This is a genomic window from Humitalea sp. 24SJ18S-53 (assembly GCF_050632385.1).
Classification (GTDB): domain Bacteria; phylum Pseudomonadota; class Alphaproteobacteria; order Acetobacterales; family Acetobacteraceae; genus Humitalea.
In genome coordinates this window covers 842,248-858,213 of sequence record NZ_CP192599.1, presented here as the reverse complement: position 1 = coordinate 858,213, position 15,966 = coordinate 842,248, and the positions used below count along the sequence as shown (strand labels likewise).

Here is a 15,966-nt window from a genome sequence, read left to right as displayed (position 1 = left end):
GAGGGATCGGCGATGGGCGCTTCCGACAGCCTTGTGGTGGGACTGCTGGCGTCGCTGGTGGTGGCGGCGCTGCTGGTCGGCATCCTGTTTTCCGACCACCCCGCCGTGCAGAAGACCTTGCTGGGCATCGACCGGCTGTCGACCGTGGTCGGCCAGACCTTCGCCTGGTGCATCATCGCGTTGACCGGCGTCGTCGTTTACGAAGTGACCGCGCGCTACGTGTTCCGGGCGCCGACGACTTGGGGCTACGACGTCTCCTACATGCTCTACGGCACGCTGTTCATGATGGCGGGCGCCTATGCGCTGTCGCGCAACGGCCATGTGCGCGGCGATTTCCTCTACCGGATGATGTCGCCGCGGCGGCAGGCCGGGCTCGACCTGACGCTGTTCATCCTGTTTTTCTTTCCCGCGATCTTCGCCTTCATGATCGCCGGCTGGCATTTCTTCGCCATCTCGCTGGCGCAGAATGAACGCAGCATGTTCAGCCCCTCCGGCCCGGTGATCTGGCCGTTCAAGGGGCTGATCCCGGTCGTCGGTTTCATGTTGCTGCTGCAAGGCATCGTGGAATCCGTGCGCTGCGTGCGCACGCTGCGCGACGGCGTCTGGCCGCCGCGGCTGTCGGATGTCGAGGAACTGGACCAGGTCATCCTCGCCGCCGCCGAGGCCAAGGGGGCCGACGAACTCGCCCGCGAACTCGCAGCCAAGGGCGAGTCCGCCCTGACAGGACCCCGATGAGCGATCCCGCCCTTGGCCTGACCATGCTGGCGCTGTTCCTGGCGTTCATCATGCTGGGCTTCCCCATTGCATTCACCCTGATGGCGATGGGGCTGGGCTTCGGCTACCTCGGCATGGGCGACCGGGTCTTCGATCTGCTGGTGCAGCGCACCTATGCGGTCATGGCCAATGACGTGCTGCTGTCGGTGCCGCTGTTCGTGCTGATGGGCTACATCATCGAACGCGCCAATATCCTGGATCGATTGTTCAGATCCTTGCAGATGGCATCGGGCAATATCCCCGGCAGCCTGGCCGTCGCGACCCTGCTGACCTGCGCCTTGTTTGCGACGGCGACCGGCATCGTCGGCGCGGTCGTGACCCTGATGGGGTTGCTCGCCTTCCCGGCCATGCTGCGCGCCGGCTACGACCCGAAGCTGGCGGCGGGCGTGACCTGCGCGGGCGGGTGCCTGGGCATCCTGATCCCGCCGTCGATCATGCTGATCCTGTATGGCGCGACGGCCGGCGTGTCGGTGGTGCAGCTTTACGCCGCGGCCTTCATCCCGGGCATCATGCTGGCGGGGCTCTACATCGTCTATGTGATCGTGCTGGCGATCGTGAAGCCATCGGTCGCGCCGCGCCTGCCGCCGGAGGAGGTGAACATCCCCTTCGGCCGCATCCTCCTCAACCTCGCGACCTCCTTCATCCCGTTGGCGGCGCTGATCGGCATGGTGCTGGGGTCGATCCTGATGGGGCTGGCGACGCCGTCGGAAGCGGCCGCGATGGGCAGCCTGGGGTCGATCCTGCTGGCGGTGATCTACCGCGCCTTCACCTGGCAGAAGCTGCGCGAATCCGTCTATCTGACCGCGCGGACCAGCGCGATGGTCTGCTGGCTCTTCGTCGGCAGCTACGTCTTCTCCTCGGTCTTCGGCTACCTGGGCGGCCAGACGGTGGTGGAGGAATTCGTCAAATCCCTGCCGCTGAACACCTTCACCTTCATGCTGCTGGCGCAGGCGATCATCTTCGTGCTGGGCTGGCCGCTGGAATGGACCGAGATCATCGTGATCTTCGTGCCCATCTTCCTGCCGCTGCTGGATGATTTCGGCGTGTCGCCGCTGTTCTTCGGCGTGTTGATCGCGCTGAACCTGCAGACGTCGTTCCTGTCGCCGCCGGTCGCGATGGCGGCCTTCTACCTCAAGGGCGTGGCGCCGAAGCATGTGCGGCTGGAGGATATTTTCGCGGGCTGCATGCCCTTCATCTACATCGTCATCCTGACCATGCTGATGGTCTATATCTTCCCCGAACTGGTCACCTGGCTGCCGGATGCGCTGTATGGGAACGACCCCAATGCCGCCCCGACGATCCAGATGGAAGCGCCCCCCGCCGGCGGGTTCCAGGAGGAAGAAATCACCCTTCCGCCCATGCAATGAGCGAGGTCGACACGGCCGATGAGGCAGCCCGCTGGCTGGCCGAGGCCTGGACAACAGGCAACCCGCTGGCCGCCCTGCCGCCGGGCCTGGCCCCACGCGACACGGAGGCCGCCGAGGAGATCGCCGCCGCGCTGCTGACCTCCCTGGGGCAGCCACCGGTCGGGCTGCGCCTTCTGGCCGGGATGGTTGGCCCCCTGCTGGCCGGTCGGTTGATCGCCGGAGGCACGCCGATCGCCCTGGCCGGGTTGCGCCACCCCGTGGCGACGGCGGCCGTGGCGGGCGTGCTGGCGGCGCCGCTGGAGGAGGGTGCGACGACACCGCCCGTCTTCGCCAGCCTGCACGCCGCGGTGGATATCGCCGCGACGCGCTTCGGCACGCCACCCACCGATCCCGCGCAAACCATCGCCGACCTGGCCGGGCTTGGGATGGTGGTGCTGGGGCCGGCGATGCGCGTGGCCCCCGGCGACACACCCATCGCCCTGGCCCCCGGCCGCACCCGGCCCGCGGGCATCGCGCATGACCTGGCGGGCCTGTTCGCCACCGCCGCGGCGGAGGCCCGCGCAAGGGGTGGGTTGCCGGTGGGCGCGATGCTGCTGGTGGCTGGTCTGTCGCCGCCGGTCACGCCGGTTGCCGGGCTGCGCCTGACCTGCGCCGGCGGCGCCCTGGGCCGGGCGCGCGCCGATTTCGCCTGACTACGCCGCCGCCAGCGCCCGCCACACTTTTTCTGGCGTCACCGGCATGTCGATATGCGCAACGCCCAGCGCATCGGCTACGGCCGAGACGATCGCTGGCGGCGCGCCGCAAGACCCGCCCTCCCCCGCGCCCTTCACGCCCAACTCATTGGTCGGCGTCGGGACGATGTTGAAGCCGAGGTCGAACTCCGGCGCGTCGGCGGCGCGTGGCATCGCGTAATCCTGGAAGGTCGCGGTCAGGAACTGGCCGCTGTCATCGTCGTAGCGGGCGTGTTCCAGCATCGCCTGGCCGATGCCCTGCATGATCGCCCCATGCGCCTGGCCATGCACCAGCATCGGGTTGATCAGCTTGCCGCAGTCATCCACGGCGGCGTAGCGCGCCAGGGTGACGTGGCCGGTCTCAGGGTCCACCTCGACCTCCGCGACGTGGCAGCCGTTGGGGAAGTTGCATTCGGTGTCGCGCTTGTAGGTGAGTTGCTCGTCCAGCCCCGGGGTTTCGCCTGCGGGCAGGCGGGCGGGGTCCAGCGCGACCTCGATCACCTGCGCCCAGGTGGCGGACAGGTCGGTGCCGGCGACGCGGAAGGCATCGTCGTCCCATTCGATGTCGGTCACACCCGCTTCCAGGATATGCGCGGCGATCCGCTTGGCCTTGGCCATCACCATGTCGGAGGCGCGCAGGGTCGCGACCCCGCCCATCTGGCTGGAGCGCGAGCCACCGGTGCCGCCGCCATTGGCCACCGTCTCGGTATCGCCCTGCACCAGGTCGATGGACTCGAAGGGGATGCCCAGGCGTTCGGAGACGATCTGGGCAAAGGCCGTCGCATGGCCCTGGCCATGGCTGAAGGTGCCCATGTGCAGCTTGGCGCGCCCATCGGCCTCCATCCGCAGCCGCGCCCACTCGAAGGGCTGGCCGCCCGAGGCCTCGATGAAATAGCCGAGGCCGATGCCGCGTCGCTTACCCGCCGCTTCCGACGCCGCGCGCCGAGCCGGGAAACCGGCCCAATCGGCCAGGTCCAACGCCATGTCCTGGGTTTCGGCAAAATGGCCGCTGTCGATCAGGTTGCCGGCGGTGTTGCGGTAGGGGATCTGGTCCGGACGCACATAGTTGCGGCGGCGGATCTCGTCGCGGCCAATGCCGAAGGCCGCGGCGCCCATGTCGAGCAGCCGTTCCATGACATAGGCCGTCTCCGGCCGCCCTGCCCCGCGATAGGCGTCGGTGCTGGCGGTATTGGTGAAGACGCAGCGGACCTGCTGGTGCACGGCCTGCACGTCATAGACCGTGCCGGCGATGCGGGCGCCGGCGATGGTCGGGATGCGCGGCCCGAAATCCATCAGATAGGCGCCCATGGCGGCATCGGTGCGGACGCGCACGCCGGTTGCCTTGCCCGTCGCGTCGAAGGCCATTTCCGCCGTGGTCACATGGTCGCGCCCATGCGGGTCGCACAGGAATGTCTCGGTGCGGCCGCTGCGCCATTTCACCGGGCGGCCCAGGCGCTTGGCGGCCCAGAGCACCATCGCGGATTCGGGAAACAGTTTTCCGCGCAAGCCAAAGCCGCCGCCGACATCGGGCGAGATCACCCGCAACCGGTCCATCGGCACCTTGAAGATGAACTTGGCCAGGCTGTCGCGCACGCGGATGACGCCCTGGGTCGGGCTGTGCAACACGTGCTTGCCGTCCCGCCAGTCGCCGATGGCGACGCGGGGCTCCATCGGATTGCCGACCACGCGCTGGTTGACGAAGGACAGGGTGACCTGGCGGTCGGCGGCGGCGAAGGCGGCGTCCGTCTCCTCCTGCCGGCCGCTGTCCCACAGCACGCACAGGTTGTCGCGGCGCTGGTGGTCCGCCCAGATCACCGGGGCGTCCGGATCCATGGCGCGGGCGGTGTCGGTGACGCTGGGCAGGGGGTCGTAATCGACCTCGATCAGTTCCGCCGCGTCCTGGGCCTGGGCGCGGGTTTCGGCGACGACCAAGGCCACGGGGTCGCCGACGAAGCGGACCCGGGCCTCGGCCAGGATCGGCCTGGGCGGGCAGAAGACGGGGTCGGCGGCGGGGATTTCGACCTGCAGGGGGATCAGGCCCAGCCCGTCCGCATGGGCCTCGGCGACGGTCAGCACGGCCAGGACGCCGGGCGCGGCGCGGGCGGCGGCCAGGTCCATGCCGCGCATGATCGCGTGGGCGTGGGGGCTGCGGAGGATGACGGCATGCGCCTGGCCGGCCAGGTCCAGATCGTCGGTGTAGTTGCCGGCGCCCGTCAGGAAGCGGACGTCTTCCTTGCGCCGGACCGGTTGGCCGATGCCAAATTTTTCCCCCGCGTGATCCATTTTTTCCATCCCCAATTCGTCATGACTTGTATCGGGTCAGCGGGGCGGGCCGGCAAGGGCGCGTTGGCGCCAGAAGGTGATGAGGGCCATGACGAGCCCCGCGACAAGCACCCAATGCACCGGGCGTGGCACCATCTCCCAGTCCAGGTTCGCCGCGGCGATCCGATCGGCTGGCAGGCGCGTCGCCAGCGCGTACCAGGCGTATTCCAGCCCGGCCGTGACCACCGCGGCGGCGGGGGCCAGCGCCAGGATCGGCCAGGGTTGGGCGCGGCGTTCGGCCGGCAGCAGGCGCCAGAACATCAGCCAGACGAACAAGCCGGCCGAGAGCGTCGCCTCCGTCACATCCACCTTGCCCTGCAGGAAGTGGTGGAACAGCGCCAGCGCCGTGAGGGGGTAGACCCAGCGGTGCAGCTTCTTCCACCCCCGCCCCATCCGCCGCACGGCCCCATCGGTCGAGGTCCAGCCCAGCACCACCAGGCCGATGAAGGAGACCATGCCGATGGTCAGGTAGAAGCGAACCAGGATTTCCCAGGCGACCGTGCCGAGTTTCCAGTTCTGTTCGACGGCATAGAGAAACAGGTGGACGACGGCGTAGACGAGGCCCGTCAGCCCGACCATGCGGCGTAGCGGCACGACCTGCGGCCAGGCGGCAGTCCAGCGCAGCGGCGTGACCGCCAGCGCCAGCAACAGGGCGCGCACGGCCCATTTGCCGGTCTCGTGCAGGGCGGCCTTGGCGACCTCCGGCTCAAACGCGCCGCTGAACCACAACCAGAGCATCCAGACCCCCGGCGCGCAGCACAGTGCGAAACACCCCAGGCGCAGCCCTGAGACGCGGCCACCCCGCCCCAACCAGGGCCAGGGGATAGTGGGCAGGATGCGGCGGGCGGTCGCGGACATGGCGGGGGCTCGCTCGGGTGATGGTCAGAATGTGGTGGCGGGGCGCCAAACAGCAAACGGGGCCGGAGGGATTGCTCCCGCCGGCCCCGTTCGTGTCGTACAAGGGCTGTGATCAGCCCTGGTCGTCGTCCTCTTCGACCGCTTCCGGCCGCGGGCCGCTGTCGAGGCCCTTGGCAGCGGTGTCGCGATCCACCAGTTCGATCACCGCCATGTCGGCGGCATCGCCGTAGCGCACGCCGGCCTTGAGGACGCGGCAATACCCGCCGGTCCGGCCCTTGTAGCGATCGGCGATCGTGGTGAAGAGCTTGTCCACCATCCGCTCGTCGCGGATGACGGCATAGGCCTGACGGCGGGCGTGCAGCCCACCGCGCTTGCCCAGGGTGATCACCTTCTCGGCGTAGGGCCGAAGCTCCTTCGCCTTGGGCAGGGTGGTGGTGATCTGTTCGTGCTTGATCAGCGCCGTCACCATGCTGCGAAGCATGGCGAAACGGTGGCTGGTTGTGACGCCGAGCTTACGGCCGGCTACTCCGTGACGCATTGTCTTATCCTATCCGGCTGCTCAGAACGGCTCTTCGATCTTCTTGGCGAGGTCCTCGATGTTCTCGGGCGGCCAGCCGGTCACGGCCATGCCGAGACCCAGGCCCATCGAGGCGAGGACTTCCTTGATTTCGTTCAGCGACTTGCGCCCGAAATTCGGGGTGCGGAGCATTTCCTGCTCGGTCTTCTGCACGAGATCGCCAATGTAGACGATGTTGTCGTTCTTCAGGCAGTTCGCGCTGCGAACCGACAGTTCCAGCTCGTCCACCTTGCGCAGCAGGTGACGGTTGAAGCCGAGGTCTTCCTCGACTTCCGCCGCCTTGAACTGCGTCGGCTCGTCGAAGTTGATGAACAGCTGCAACTGATCCTGCAGCACGCGGGCGGCCACAGCCACCGCATCGTCAGGGGTCACGGTGCCATCGGTTTCGACCGTCAGCACCAGCTTGTCGTAGTCGGTGCGCTGACCCACGCGGGTCGGCTCCACCTTGTACGCCACGCGGCGGACGGGGCTGTAGATCGCATCGACCGGGATCAACCCGATCGGCGCATCCTCAGGCCGGTTCTCGGCGGCCGGAACATAGCCACGACCGAGGTCGATGGTCAGTTCCATCGACAGCTTCGCGCCTTCGTCCAACGTGCAGATCACGAGGTCAGGGTTCGAAATCTCGATGTCGCCGGTCGTCTGGATCTGGCCAGCCGTGACTTCGCCAGGACCCGTCGCCGTGAGCTGGAGGCGCTTCGGCCCCTCACCCGGCATACGGATCGCCAGCTTCTTGATGTTCAGCACGATGTCGGTCACGTCCTCGCGGACGCCCGACAGGGCGCTGAATTCATGCAACGCGCCGTCGATGCGGATGGCCGTGACAGCGGCCCCCTGCAAGGACGACAGCAGGATGCGCCGCAGCGCATTGCCAAGCGTCACGCCAAAGCCGCGTTCCAGCGGCTCGGCAATGATCGTGGCGGTGCGTGACGGATCGACCCCAGGCTCGACATCGAGCTTTTCGGGGTGGATCAGGTCGCGCCAGTTGCGTTCGAGCAAGTGTTCTTCCTCCTCAGACGCGCCGGCGCTTGCGCGGGCGGCAACCATTGTGGGGGATCGGCGTCACGTCGCGGATGGCGGTGACGTAGAAGCCGACCGCCTGGAGCGCGCGCAGTGCCGATTCACGGCCCGAACCGGGACCGGAGACGTGGATTTCCACGGTCTCCATCCCATGCTCGCGCGCCTTCTTGCCCGCATCCTCGGCCGCGACCTGCGCGGCGTAGGGGGTGGACTTCCGGCTGCCCTTGAAGCCCTGGCTACCGGCCGAGGACCAGGCAATCGCATTGCCCTGAGCGTCGGCGATGGTGACGATGGTGTTGTTGAAGCTGGCCAGCACGTGCGCGATGCCGGAGGAGATGTTCTTCCTCTCCTTGCGCTTCACGGGGCCGCGGGCGCCGGCGCGGGGTTCGCGGGCCATTACTTCGTCACCTTCTTCTTGCCGGCGATCGCAACGGCCTTACCCTTGCGCGTGCGCGCATTCGTGTGCGTGCGCTGACCGCGGACCGGCAGGCCCTTGCGGTGACGCAGGCCGCGGTAGCAACCGAGGTCCATCAGGCGCTTCTTGTTCATCGCCTCTTCACGGCGAAGATCGCCCTCGACGCGGTAATCACGGTCCACCATCTCGCGGATCCGCATGATCTCGTCGTCGGTCAGCTGGTTGACCCGGCGATCCTCGGGGATCTTCAGGGCCGCCACGATGTCCTTCGCGTTGTTCGGACCGATGCCGAAGATGTAGCGAAGGGAGATGAGCACCCGCTTGTTCGCGGGGATGTTAACGCCGGCGATGCGCGCCACTGGTTTTCACTCCTGGGGCCTGTCAGGGCCCGCTTATGCCCCGCACGAATGCGGCGGCCGATGGGTCAAGAGGTGATCCTTACGCCGCGTGGGCCTATTGCCACGATGCGCAAGTGCTTACGCGGCCGGGGTTGAACCCGTCCGCGTGAGAGGCGGGCTGTTAGGCCTGATTGGCCCAGCCGTCAAGCCGTGGCGGTTGCCTTGCCCAGGATAGTGGCGATCTGGCTGGCGACGACATCCATGTCGGCCATGCCATCGACCGTCTGCAACCGGCCGCGCGCGGCGTAATAGGGCAGCAGCGGCGCCGTCTGGCGGTGGTAGGCATCAAGCCTGGCCGCGACCGTTTCGGCCTTGTCATCCGCCCGGCGGATGAAGTTGGTGGCACCACAATTGTCGCAGACGCCGGACTTGGCGGTCGGCTTGAAGGTGTCGTGGTAGCCAGCCCCGCAACTGCCGCAGGTGAAGCGCCCGGCGATGCGCTCGACCAGGGCCGCGTCATCCACCTGCAATTCGATCACATGATCCAATGCCAGGCCCATTTCGGTCAGCATGGAATCCAGCGCCTCGGCCTGGGGCACGGTGCGCGGGAAGCCGTCCAGGATGAAGCCCCGGGCGCAATCGGGCTGGGTGACGCGCTTGGCCAGCATGGCGGTGATGATGCTATCGGGCACCAGGTCGCCGCGCTCCATGATGGCGCGCGCCTCGGTCCCGATGGCGCTGCCGGACTTCACCTCGGCCCGCAGCATGTCCCCGGTGGAGATCTGCGCGATGCCGTACTGTTCCTCCAGCCGCTTGGCCTGCGTGCCCTTGCCCGCACCCGGCGGCCCCAGAAGGATCAGGTTCATCGTGGTATTCCCCTTAGCGACGGCCCATTAGCGACGATTGGGTTGCCCCTTGCCACCCAGGCGCGCCTTCTTGATCAGACCCTCATACTGGTGCGCGAACAGATGCGACTGGACCTGCGCCACCGTGTCCATCGTGACAGAGACAATGATCAGAAGGGAAGTGCCGCCAAAATAGAAGGGAACACCATACTGCGAAATAAGCAGTTCGGGGATCAGGCAGACCACGCAGAGATAGGCAGCGCCCACCGCGGTCAGACGGGTCAAGACCCGGTCGAGGTAGTCGGCGGTGCTTTGGCCCGGCCGGATGCCGGGGATGAACCCGCCATACTTCTTCAGATTGTCGGCCGTCTCGGTCGGGTTGAACACCACGGCGGTGTAGAAGAAGGCGAAGAACACGATCATCACGACATACATGACCATGTAGAGCGGCTGCCCATGCGCCAGCCAGCCCGCGATGGTCGAGACCCAGGTATCCGAGGTCCGGTCGCCGAAGCCCGCAAACGTCGCCGGCAGCAGCAGCAGCGAGGAGGCGAAGATCGGCGGGATGACACCGGCGGTGTTCAGCTTCAGCGGCAAATGCGTGTTCTCACCGCCGAACATGCGGTTGCCCACCTGGCGCTTGGGGTATTGCACCGGGATGCGGCGCTGCGCGCGTTCGACATAGACGACCAGCGCGATCACGCCCAAGGCCATCGCCAGGAAGAACAGGATGAAGAAGGTGGACAGCGCGCCCGTGCGGCCGAGTTCCAAGGTCGCGGCCATCGCCGAGGGCAGGTTCGCCACGATGCCGGCAAAGATGATCAGGCTGATGCCATTGCCGACGCCGCGCGCGGTGATCTGCTCACCCAGCCACATCAGGAACATGGTGCCGCCGACCAGGGTGATCACGCAGGACAGCATGAAGAAGGCGCCAGGATCGGCGACCGCCGGCCCGAAGGATCCGCGCATAGACTGCAAGCCCGCGGCAATGCCCCAGGCCTGGAAGACCGCGATCACCACCGTCAGGTAACGGGTGTACTGGTTGAGCTTCTTGCGGCCCGACTCGCCTTCTTTCTTCAGCGTCTCCCAGGCCGGGATCGCCGCGGTCATCAGTTGCACGATGATGCTGGCGCTGATGTAGGGCATGATGTTCAGCGCGAAGACGGTCATGCGCCCCAGCGCACCGCCGGTGAACATGTCGAACATGCCGAGCACGCCGCCGCCATGCTGACGCAGGATATCCGCCATCACCGAGGCATCGACGCCAGGCACCGGCACATAGGTGCCGATCCGATACACGATCAGCGCGCCCAGGGTGAACCAGATGCGCTTCTTGAGTTCGGTCGCCTTGCTCAGCACCCCGAGGTTCAGGTTGGACGCAAGCTGTTCGGCGGCTGAAGCCATGGTCGGCGACCCTTCGAAGACAAAAACGGCGCCGGCGGAGGTCCCGCGCGGCGCCGCATATGGTGACTAGCCGAGGCCGGGATAACCCGGCAAGCGGATCAGGCTTCCGCGGCTGCTTCTGGCGCGGCTTCGGCGACCGGAATGGTCAGCGTGACCGTGCCGCCAGCGGCCTCGATGGCGGCGCGGGCGGCCACGGAGGCGCCGGCGACCGTGATCGTGATGGCGCGCTTGATCTCACCCTTGGCGAGCAGACGCACGCCGGCCAGGCCGGCCTTGGTCCGCACCACACCGGCGGCGCGCAGGGCGTCCTCGGTGATCGGCTCGCCGGCCGGCAGGCGGCCGGATTCGATCGCCGCATCCAGCGCGCCGATATTCAGGGCGGCGTATTCGCGACGGAAGGGGTTCACGAAGCCACGCTTGGGCAGACGCCGATAGATCGGGAGCTGACCGCCCTCGAACCCATTCAGCGAAACGCCGGAACGCGCCTTCTGACCCTTGACGCCGCGGCCACCGGTCTTGCCCTTGCCGGACCCGATACCACGACCGATGCGCTTGAATTTCTTCCGCGCGCCGTCGTTGTCCTTGAGTTCATTGAGCTTCATGGAATTACCCTTCCACCTTGATCAGGTGGGCGACCTTGCGGATCATCCCACGCACGGCGGGGGTGTCCTCAAGCTCGCTCGTGCGGCGGATCTTGTTGAGGCCGAGGCCGATCAGTGTCTCCTTCTGCCCGGGCTTGCGGCCCAGGGCAGAGGCGATCTGCACCAGCTTCACGGTCTTCTTCGGGGCTTCAGACACCGGTCGACTCCACTTCGACAGCGGCCGCAGCTTCACGCTTCTGCGGCAGCAGGTCGGTGACCTTCTTGCCACGGCGGGCGGCGACAGCACGGGGGCTGGTGCAACGACCCAAAGCGGCAAACGTCGCCTTGACCATGTTGTGCGGGTTCGTCGTGCCGGTGCACTTGGCGACGACATCGCCCATGCCCAGCGTTTCGAACACGGCGCGCATCGGGCCGCCGGCAATGATGCCGGTCCCCGCCGGGGCGGCGCGCAGGATCACGGAGCCGGCACCGAAATCGCCGGTCACGTCGTGATGCAGCGTGCGGCCTTCGCGCATCGGCACCTTGATCATGCCCTTCTTGGCACGCTCGGTCGCCTTGCGGATCGCCTCGGGCACTTCGCGCGCCTTGCCGGCGCCCCAGCCAACGCGGCCCTTCTCGTCACCCACGACAACCAGGGCGGCGAAGGAGAAGCGACGGCCACCCTTCACAACCTTGGCCACTCGATTGATGGTGACCAGCTTGTCCTTCAGTTCGTCGCCCTGCTCGCGCTCCTGCTGGCGCTCAGGTCCACGATCACTGCGGCGACGGCGGCGATCGCCTTCGCCACCACCCTCGCCGGGGCCGCCGGCCCTTGGTTCACGTGCCATCTAAATGCTCCTCAGAACGACAGCCCGCCCTCGCGGGCGCCGTCCGCCAGGCTCTTGACCCGGCCATGATAGAGATAGGGACCGCGGTCGAAGACCACGGCCGAGACGCCGGCGGCCAGGGCGCGTTCCGCCACCAGCTTGCCAACGGCCGAGGCCGCATCCTTGTCCGCGCCGGTCTTCAGCGTCTCGCGCATCGGCTTCTCGATGGACGAAGCGGCCGCAATGGTGCGGCCCGCCTTGTCGTCGATCACCTGGGCGTAGATGTGCTTGCCGGAACGGAAGACCGACAGGCGCACGCGCCCACCGCTCTTCTGCTTGAGGGAGTAGCGCAGACGGGCCCGCCGCCGCGCTTCGAGAGCCAACTTGTCCATTACTTCTTCTTGCCCTCCTTGCGACGGATGACTTCGTCCGTGTAGCGAACGCCCTTGCCCTTGTAGGGCTCGGGACCACGATAGCCGCGGATCTCAGCGGCGACCTGACCGACAACCTGCTTGTTGGCGCCCTCGACCTTGACCATGGTCGGCTTCTCGCAGGTGATCTTGATACCTTCCGGCACCTGGTAGCGGATTTCGTGGCTGTAGCCGAGGTTCAGGATCAATTCCTTCCCCTGGACGGCGGCCTTGTAGCCCGTGCCGGTGATTTCCATCGACTTCACGTAGCCGGCGGAAACGCCGACCACCATGCTGTTGATGAGCGAACGCGTGGTGCCCCACAGCGTGCGCGCGCGGCGATCATCGCCCCGCGGCGACACCGCCACCTCGTTGTTCTCGATCACCACATCGACCTGGTCGGTCAACGGAAGCGACAGCTCGCCCAGCTTGCCCTTGGCGGTCACCGTGCGGCCAATGAGCGACACCGTCACCCCGGCCGGCACAACCACCGGATATTTGCCTACGCGCGACATTGGATCATTCCTCCGTCAAAACACGCGGCAAAGGACTTCGCCGCCAACATTGGCAGCGCGGGCCTCATTGTCGCTCATCACGCCGCGCGGCGTGGAGAGGATGGAGATGCCGAGACCATTGTACTCCTTCGGGAGCTCCTTGATCTTGGAATACACCCGGCGCCCCGGCTTGGAGACGCGGCTGATTTCCTTGATGGCGGGCTCGCCCTCGGAATACTTCAGTTCGACGTGGATGTTCTTGATGCCCGGGCGAACATCTTCGATGCGCCAGCCGCGGATGTAACCTTCCCGCTTCAGCACTTCGAGGACGTCGGCACGGAGGCGCGACGCGGGCGAGACGAGCTTCGTCTGGCGCGCAGACTGCGCATTGCGGATGCGGGTCAACAGATCGCCCACAGGATCGGATAGCGACATGCCGGGTCCCCTACCAGCTTGCCTTGACCATGCCGGGGATGGCGCCCGCGGACGCGAGCTCCCGCAGCTGGATACGGCAAAGCTTGAACTTGCGATAATTGCCGCGCGAACGGCCTGTCAGCTCGCAACGCAGCCGCACCCGGACCTTGGCCGAGTTGCGCGGCATCTGCGCGAGCTTCAGGGTCGCGGCAAAACGATCCTCGACCGGGACGTCCCGGTCCATGATCACTTCCTTCAAAGCCGCACGACGCGGAGCGAAGGCCTTCGCCATCGCCTCGCGGTGCTTGTTCTTCATGATCGACGATGTCTTCGCCATGATCGTCCTAACCCTCCGGAACCTGTCGCGTCATCCGCGACGGTTTTCCAAACTCAGTTGATACCAAACTCAAGCAATGAAAGGCAGATCGAACGCCTTCAACAGCGCCTTCGCTTCCTTGTCGGTCTTCGCCGTCGTCACGAAGGTGATGTCCATGCCGCGAACGGCATCCACCTTGTCGTAGTTGATTTCGGGGAAGATGATCTGTTCCTTCAGGCCGAGGTTGAAATTCCCCAGCCCGTCGAAGCCCTTATTGCCCGGCAGGCCGCGGAAGTCACGCACGCGCGGGAGCGCGATCGTCACCAGGCGGTCCAGGAATTCGTACATCCGCTCACGGCGCAGGGTGACCTTGCAGCCGATCGCCTGGCCGGCGCGGATCTTGAAGCCGGCGATCGCCTTCTTCGAGATCGTCTTGACCGGCTTCTGGCCCGAGATCGCCGTCATGTCGGCAACCGCCGCATCCAGCTTCTTGCCGTCCGCGGCCGCTTCGCCCACGCCCATGTTGATCACGATCTTGGTCAGCTTCGGCACCTGCATCGGGTTGCCATAGCCGAATTCCGCCATCAGCTTCGCCCGCACGCTTTCGGCGTACAGGGTCTGCAGGCGCGGAAGTTCCTTCACGTCGCTCATGCGTCAATCACCTCGCCGGACGCCTTGGCGACCCGGACCTTCTTGCCGTCTTCCAGCACCTTGAAGCCGACACGGGTGGGCTTGCCGCCCTTCGGGTCGAGCAACGCGAGGTTGGAGAGGTGAATTGGCCCCTCCTTCTCGATGATGCCGCCCGGCTTGCCCATGCCCTGGGGCTTGGTGTGCCGCTTGACCATGTTCACGCCCTGCACGAAGGCACGGCTTTCCGTCGGGGAGATGCTCAGCACCTCACCGCGCTTGCCCTTGTCGCGACCGGCCAACACGTGGACCGTGTCGCCCTTGCGGATCTTTGCTGCCATGATCAGAGAACCTCCGGCGCCAGGGAGATGATCTTCATGTACTTCTTGGCGCGCAATTCGCGAACGACCGGCCCAAAGATACGCGTGCCGATCGGCTCGCCCTGCTTGTTGATCAACACCGCGGCGTTGCTGTCGAAGCGGATCGCGGAGCCGTCGTTGCGCCGCACCGGATAAGCGGTGCGGACGATGACGGCGCGATGCACCTCACCCTTCTTCACCTTGGCGCGAGGAATGGCATCCTTGATCGACACCACGATGATATCGCCGACCCCGGCGAAACGCCGCTTGGAGCCACCGAGCACCTTGATGCACATCACGCGACGGGCGCCGGAATTGTCGGCGACGTCGAGATGGCTTTCGGACTGGATCACGAGATCGCCCCTTCCGCATCAAAGCCGGCGGGACGTGCCACAGGCTGACCGGCGCGGGTGATCAGCAGCCAGGACTTGGTCTTGCTGATCGGCCGGCATTCTTCGATCTGCACCAGTTCGCCTTCGCGGGCCTGGTTCGTATCGTCATGCGCGGCATACTTCTTCGAGCGCCGGATGAACTTCTTGTAGAGCGGATGCATCACGCGACGTTCGACCAGGACCGTAATGGTCTTGTCCGTCTTGTCGCTAACGACCCGCCCGGTGAGGACGCGCTTCGGCATGGCCGGGGTCTCCTCTCAGGCTTGAGCGGTTGCGGCGGCGCGGCTGCGCTCACCGATAATGGTCTTGACCCGGGCGATGTCGCGGCGGACCGCCTTCACCCGGCTCAGGGCCTCAAGCTGCCCGGTCGCCCGCTGAAAGCGCAGGTTGAACTGCTCCTTCCTCAGGTCGAGCAACATCGTCTGCAATTCGTCCGGGGACTTGCCCCGCACATCGGCGATCTTGGTCATGGCGTCAGGCCTCCGCGCCCAGCCGCTGCACGACCTTGGTCTTGATCGGCAGCTTCGCCGCACCGAGCGAGAGGGCGGCCTTCGCCGTCTCGATCGATACGCCGTCAATCTCGAACATGATGCGACCGGGCTTCACCCGGCACACCCAGAATTCCGGGGCACCCTTGCCCGAACCCATCCGAACTTCGGCGGGCTTGGAGGACACGGGAACATCCGGAAAAATACGGATCCAGACCCGGCCGGCGCGCTTCATCTCACGGGTGATCGCGCGGCGAGCCGCCTCGATCTGCCGCGCGGTGACGCGCTCAGGCTCCATGGCCTTCAGCCCATAGGCGCCGAAGTTCAGGGTGAACCCGGCACGGGCCACACCCTTAATCCGACCCTTATGCGCCTTGCGATAAGTCGTGCGCTTCGGTTGCAACATC

General features: G+C 66.4%; 24 protein-coding genes. 3 read left to right on the top strand and 21 right to left on the bottom strand.

The window, feature by feature from the left end; all coding sequences use genetic code 11:
- Positions 1-12: 12 nt before the first annotated feature.
- Genes ACQW02_RS04125 through ACQW02_RS04115 form a run of 3 tightly spaced genes read left to right on the top strand, consistent with a single transcriptional unit; the run spans position 13 to position 2,833 of the window.
- Complete coding sequence (locus ACQW02_RS04125; RefSeq protein WP_431283999.1) at positions 13-735, top strand: TRAP transporter small permease subunit; 723 nt, start codon at positions 13-15, stop codon at positions 733-735.
- Entirely contained in the window at positions 732-2,141 is a 1,410-nt protein-coding gene (locus ACQW02_RS04120; RefSeq protein ID WP_431283998.1) for a TRAP transporter large permease, read from the top strand. Before ACQW02_RS04125 ends, ACQW02_RS04120 begins: the two co-directional genes overlap by 4 nt.
- Positions 2,138-2,833 (top strand): hypothetical protein, encoded by a 696-nt coding sequence (locus tag ACQW02_RS04115; protein ID WP_431283997.1) that lies wholly within the window; start codon positions 2,138-2,140, stop codon positions 2,831-2,833. Before ACQW02_RS04120 ends, ACQW02_RS04115 begins: the two co-directional genes overlap by 4 nt.
- On the opposite strand, the gene ACQW02_RS04110 is transcribed toward ACQW02_RS04115, so the two are convergent.
- The 21 genes from ACQW02_RS04110 to rplP form a co-directional block, all read right to left on the bottom strand.
- The gene (locus ACQW02_RS04110) at positions 2,834-5,155 is read right to left on the bottom strand and encodes a xanthine dehydrogenase family protein molybdopterin-binding subunit (protein ID WP_431283996.1); all 2,322 of its coding nucleotides are present in this window, start codon (positions 5,153-5,155) and stop codon (positions 2,834-2,836) included.
- A gap of 36 nt (positions 5,156-5,191) precedes the next feature.
- Positions 5,192-6,052, bottom strand: a complete 861-nt coding sequence (locus ACQW02_RS04105; protein WP_431283995.1) for a sulfite oxidase heme-binding subunit YedZ — start codon at positions 6,050-6,052, stop codon at positions 5,192-5,194.
- A 112-nt stretch (positions 6,053-6,164) separates the two neighbouring features.
- A complete protein-coding gene (rplQ, locus tag ACQW02_RS04100) occupies positions 6,165-6,590 on the bottom strand; it encodes a 50S ribosomal protein L17 (protein ID WP_431283994.1) in 426 nt (141 codons plus the stop codon).
- 21 nt (positions 6,591-6,611) lie between these two features.
- On the bottom strand, positions 6,612-7,676 hold the full coding sequence (locus tag ACQW02_RS04095) for a DNA-directed RNA polymerase subunit alpha (RefSeq protein ID WP_431283993.1): 1,065 nt from the start codon (positions 7,674-7,676) through the stop codon (positions 6,612-6,614).
- Entirely contained in the window at positions 7,642-8,046 is a 405-nt protein-coding gene (gene rpsK / locus ACQW02_RS04090) for a 30S ribosomal protein S11 (RefSeq protein WP_431283992.1), read from the bottom strand. The genes ACQW02_RS04095 and rpsK overlap by 35 nt, the downstream gene beginning before the upstream one ends.
- Complete coding sequence (rpsM, locus tag ACQW02_RS04085) at positions 8,046-8,423, bottom strand: 30S ribosomal protein S13 (protein ID WP_431283991.1); 378 nt, start codon at positions 8,421-8,423, stop codon at positions 8,046-8,048. Before rpsM ends, rpsK begins: the two co-directional genes overlap by 1 nt.
- Positions 8,424-8,605: 182 nt before the next feature.
- The gene (locus ACQW02_RS04080) at positions 8,606-9,268 is read right to left on the bottom strand and encodes an adenylate kinase (RefSeq protein WP_431283990.1); all 663 of its coding nucleotides are present in this window, start codon (positions 9,266-9,268) and stop codon (positions 8,606-8,608) included.
- 27 nt (positions 9,269-9,295) lie between these two features.
- Positions 9,296-10,651, bottom strand: coding sequence for a preprotein translocase subunit SecY (secY, locus tag ACQW02_RS04075; protein ID WP_431283989.1), 1,356 nt, complete (start codon positions 10,649-10,651; stop codon positions 9,296-9,298).
- 98 nt (positions 10,652-10,749) lie between these two features.
- Positions 10,750-11,253 (bottom strand): 50S ribosomal protein L15, encoded by a 504-nt coding sequence (rplO, locus tag ACQW02_RS04070; protein ID WP_431283988.1) that lies wholly within the window; start codon positions 11,251-11,253, stop codon positions 10,750-10,752.
- A 4-nt stretch (positions 11,254-11,257) separates the two neighbouring features.
- Positions 11,258-11,449 carry a 50S ribosomal protein L30 gene (gene rpmD, locus ACQW02_RS04065; protein WP_431283987.1) on the bottom strand — a complete coding sequence of 64 codons (192 nt, stop codon included), beginning with the start codon at positions 11,447-11,449 and terminating at the stop codon, positions 11,258-11,260.
- Positions 11,442-12,080, bottom strand: a complete 639-nt coding sequence (gene rpsE, locus ACQW02_RS04060; RefSeq protein WP_431283986.1) for a 30S ribosomal protein S5 — start codon at positions 12,078-12,080, stop codon at positions 11,442-11,444. The genes rpmD and rpsE overlap by 8 nt, the downstream gene beginning before the upstream one ends.
- An 11-nt stretch (positions 12,081-12,091) precedes the next feature.
- Positions 12,092-12,451 (bottom strand): 50S ribosomal protein L18, encoded by a 360-nt coding sequence (gene rplR, locus ACQW02_RS04055; protein ID WP_431283985.1) that lies wholly within the window; start codon positions 12,449-12,451, stop codon positions 12,092-12,094.
- On the bottom strand, positions 12,451-12,984 hold the full coding sequence (gene rplF, locus ACQW02_RS04050) for a 50S ribosomal protein L6 (RefSeq protein WP_431283984.1): 534 nt from the start codon (positions 12,982-12,984) through the stop codon (positions 12,451-12,453). The genes rplR and rplF overlap by 1 nt, the downstream gene beginning before the upstream one ends.
- 15 nt (positions 12,985-12,999) lie before the next feature.
- Complete coding sequence (gene rpsH / locus ACQW02_RS04045) at positions 13,000-13,398, bottom strand: 30S ribosomal protein S8 (RefSeq protein WP_431283983.1); 399 nt, start codon at positions 13,396-13,398, stop codon at positions 13,000-13,002.
- A 10-nt stretch (positions 13,399-13,408) separates the two neighbouring features.
- Positions 13,409-13,714: a 30S ribosomal protein S14 gene (gene rpsN / locus ACQW02_RS04040; RefSeq protein ID WP_431283982.1), complete on the bottom strand. Its 306-nt coding sequence runs from the start codon at positions 13,712-13,714 to the stop codon at positions 13,409-13,411.
- A gap of 69 nt (positions 13,715-13,783) precedes the next feature.
- Positions 13,784-14,344, bottom strand: a complete 561-nt coding sequence (rplE, locus tag ACQW02_RS04035; protein WP_431283981.1) for a 50S ribosomal protein L5 — start codon at positions 14,342-14,344, stop codon at positions 13,784-13,786.
- Complete coding sequence (gene rplX / locus ACQW02_RS04030) at positions 14,341-14,661, bottom strand: 50S ribosomal protein L24 (protein ID WP_431283980.1); 321 nt, start codon at positions 14,659-14,661, stop codon at positions 14,341-14,343. Before rplX ends, rplE begins: the two co-directional genes overlap by 4 nt.
- A 2-nt stretch (positions 14,662-14,663) precedes the next feature.
- Positions 14,664-14,975 carry a 50S ribosomal protein L14 gene (rplN, locus tag ACQW02_RS04025; protein ID WP_431285859.1) on the bottom strand — a complete coding sequence of 104 codons (312 nt, stop codon included), beginning with the start codon at positions 14,973-14,975 and terminating at the stop codon, positions 14,664-14,666.
- 53 nt (positions 14,976-15,028) lie between these two features.
- Positions 15,029-15,313 (bottom strand): 30S ribosomal protein S17, encoded by a 285-nt coding sequence (gene rpsQ, locus ACQW02_RS04020; RefSeq protein ID WP_431283979.1) that lies wholly within the window; start codon positions 15,311-15,313, stop codon positions 15,029-15,031.
- A gap of 15 nt (positions 15,314-15,328) precedes the next feature.
- Complete coding sequence (gene rpmC, locus ACQW02_RS04015; RefSeq protein WP_431283978.1) at positions 15,329-15,541, bottom strand: 50S ribosomal protein L29; 213 nt, start codon at positions 15,539-15,541, stop codon at positions 15,329-15,331.
- Positions 15,542-15,545: 4 nt separating this feature from the next.
- Positions 15,546-15,965 carry a 50S ribosomal protein L16 gene (gene rplP, locus ACQW02_RS04010; protein WP_431283977.1) on the bottom strand — a complete coding sequence of 140 codons (420 nt, stop codon included), beginning with the start codon at positions 15,963-15,965 and terminating at the stop codon, positions 15,546-15,548.
- Between the last annotated feature and the right edge of the window lies 1 nt (position 15,966).

Coding starts and splice junctions, on each gene's coding strand:
- ACQW02_RS04125 (WP_431283999.1), top strand. CDS start 13: ATGGGCGCTTCCGACAGCCTTGTGGTGGGACTGCTGGCGTCGCTGGTG.
- ACQW02_RS04120 (WP_431283998.1), top strand. CDS start 732: ATGAGCGATCCCGCCCTTGGCCTGACCATGCTGGCGCTGTTCCTGGCG.
- ACQW02_RS04115 (WP_431283997.1), top strand. CDS start 2,138: ATGAGCGAGGTCGACACGGCCGATGAGGCAGCCCGCTGGCTGGCCGAG.
- ACQW02_RS04110 (WP_431283996.1), bottom strand. CDS start 5,155: ATGGATCACGCGGGGGAAAAATTTGGCATCGGCCAACCGGTCCGGCGC.
- ACQW02_RS04105 (WP_431283995.1), bottom strand. CDS start 6,052: ATGTCCGCGACCGCCCGCCGCATCCTGCCCACTATCCCCTGGCCCTGG.
- rplQ (WP_431283994.1), bottom strand. CDS start 6,590: ATGCGTCACGGAGTAGCCGGCCGTAAGCTCGGCGTCACAACCAGCCAC.
- ACQW02_RS04095 (WP_431283993.1), bottom strand. CDS start 7,676: ATGGTTGCCGCCCGCGCAAGCGCCGGCGCGTCTGAGGAGGAAGAACAC.
- rpsK (WP_431283992.1), bottom strand. CDS start 8,046: ATGGCCCGCGAACCCCGCGCCGGCGCCCGCGGCCCCGTGAAGCGCAAG.
- ACQW02_RS04080 (WP_431283990.1), bottom strand. CDS start 9,268: ATGAACCTGATCCTTCTGGGGCCGCCGGGTGCGGGCAAGGGCACGCAG.
- secY (WP_431283989.1), bottom strand. CDS start 10,651: ATGGCTTCAGCCGCCGAACAGCTTGCGTCCAACCTGAACCTCGGGGTG.
- rplO (WP_431283988.1), bottom strand. CDS start 11,253: ATGAAGCTCAATGAACTCAAGGACAACGACGGCGCGCGGAAGAAATTC.
- rpsE (WP_431283986.1), bottom strand. CDS start 12,080: ATGGCACGTGAACCAAGGGCCGGCGGCCCCGGCGAGGGTGGTGGCGAA.
- rplR (WP_431283985.1), bottom strand. CDS start 12,451: ATGGACAAGTTGGCTCTCGAAGCGCGGCGGCGGGCCCGTCTGCGCTAC.
- rplF (WP_431283984.1), bottom strand. CDS start 12,984: ATGTCGCGCGTAGGCAAATATCCGGTGGTTGTGCCGGCCGGGGTGACG.
- rpsH (WP_431283983.1), bottom strand. CDS start 13,398: ATGTCGCTATCCGATCCTGTGGGCGATCTGTTGACCCGCATCCGCAAT.
- rpsN (WP_431283982.1), bottom strand. CDS start 13,714: ATGGCGAAGACATCGTCGATCATGAAGAACAAGCACCGCGAGGCGATG.
- rplE (WP_431283981.1), bottom strand. CDS start 14,344: ATGAGCGACGTGAAGGAACTTCCGCGCCTGCAGACCCTGTACGCCGAA.
- rplX (WP_431283980.1), bottom strand. CDS start 14,661: ATGGCAGCAAAGATCCGCAAGGGCGACACGGTCCACGTGTTGGCCGGT.
- rplN (WP_431285859.1), bottom strand. CDS start 14,975: ATGTGCATCAAGGTGCTCGGTGGCTCCAAGCGGCGTTTCGCCGGGGTC.
- rpsQ (WP_431283979.1), bottom strand. CDS start 15,313: ATGCCGAAGCGCGTCCTCACCGGGCGGGTCGTTAGCGACAAGACGGAC.
- rpmC (WP_431283978.1), bottom strand. CDS start 15,541: ATGACCAAGATCGCCGATGTGCGGGGCAAGTCCCCGGACGAATTGCAG.
- rplP (WP_431283977.1), bottom strand. CDS start 15,965: ATGTTGCAACCGAAGCGCACGACTTATCGCAAGGCGCATAAGGGTCGG.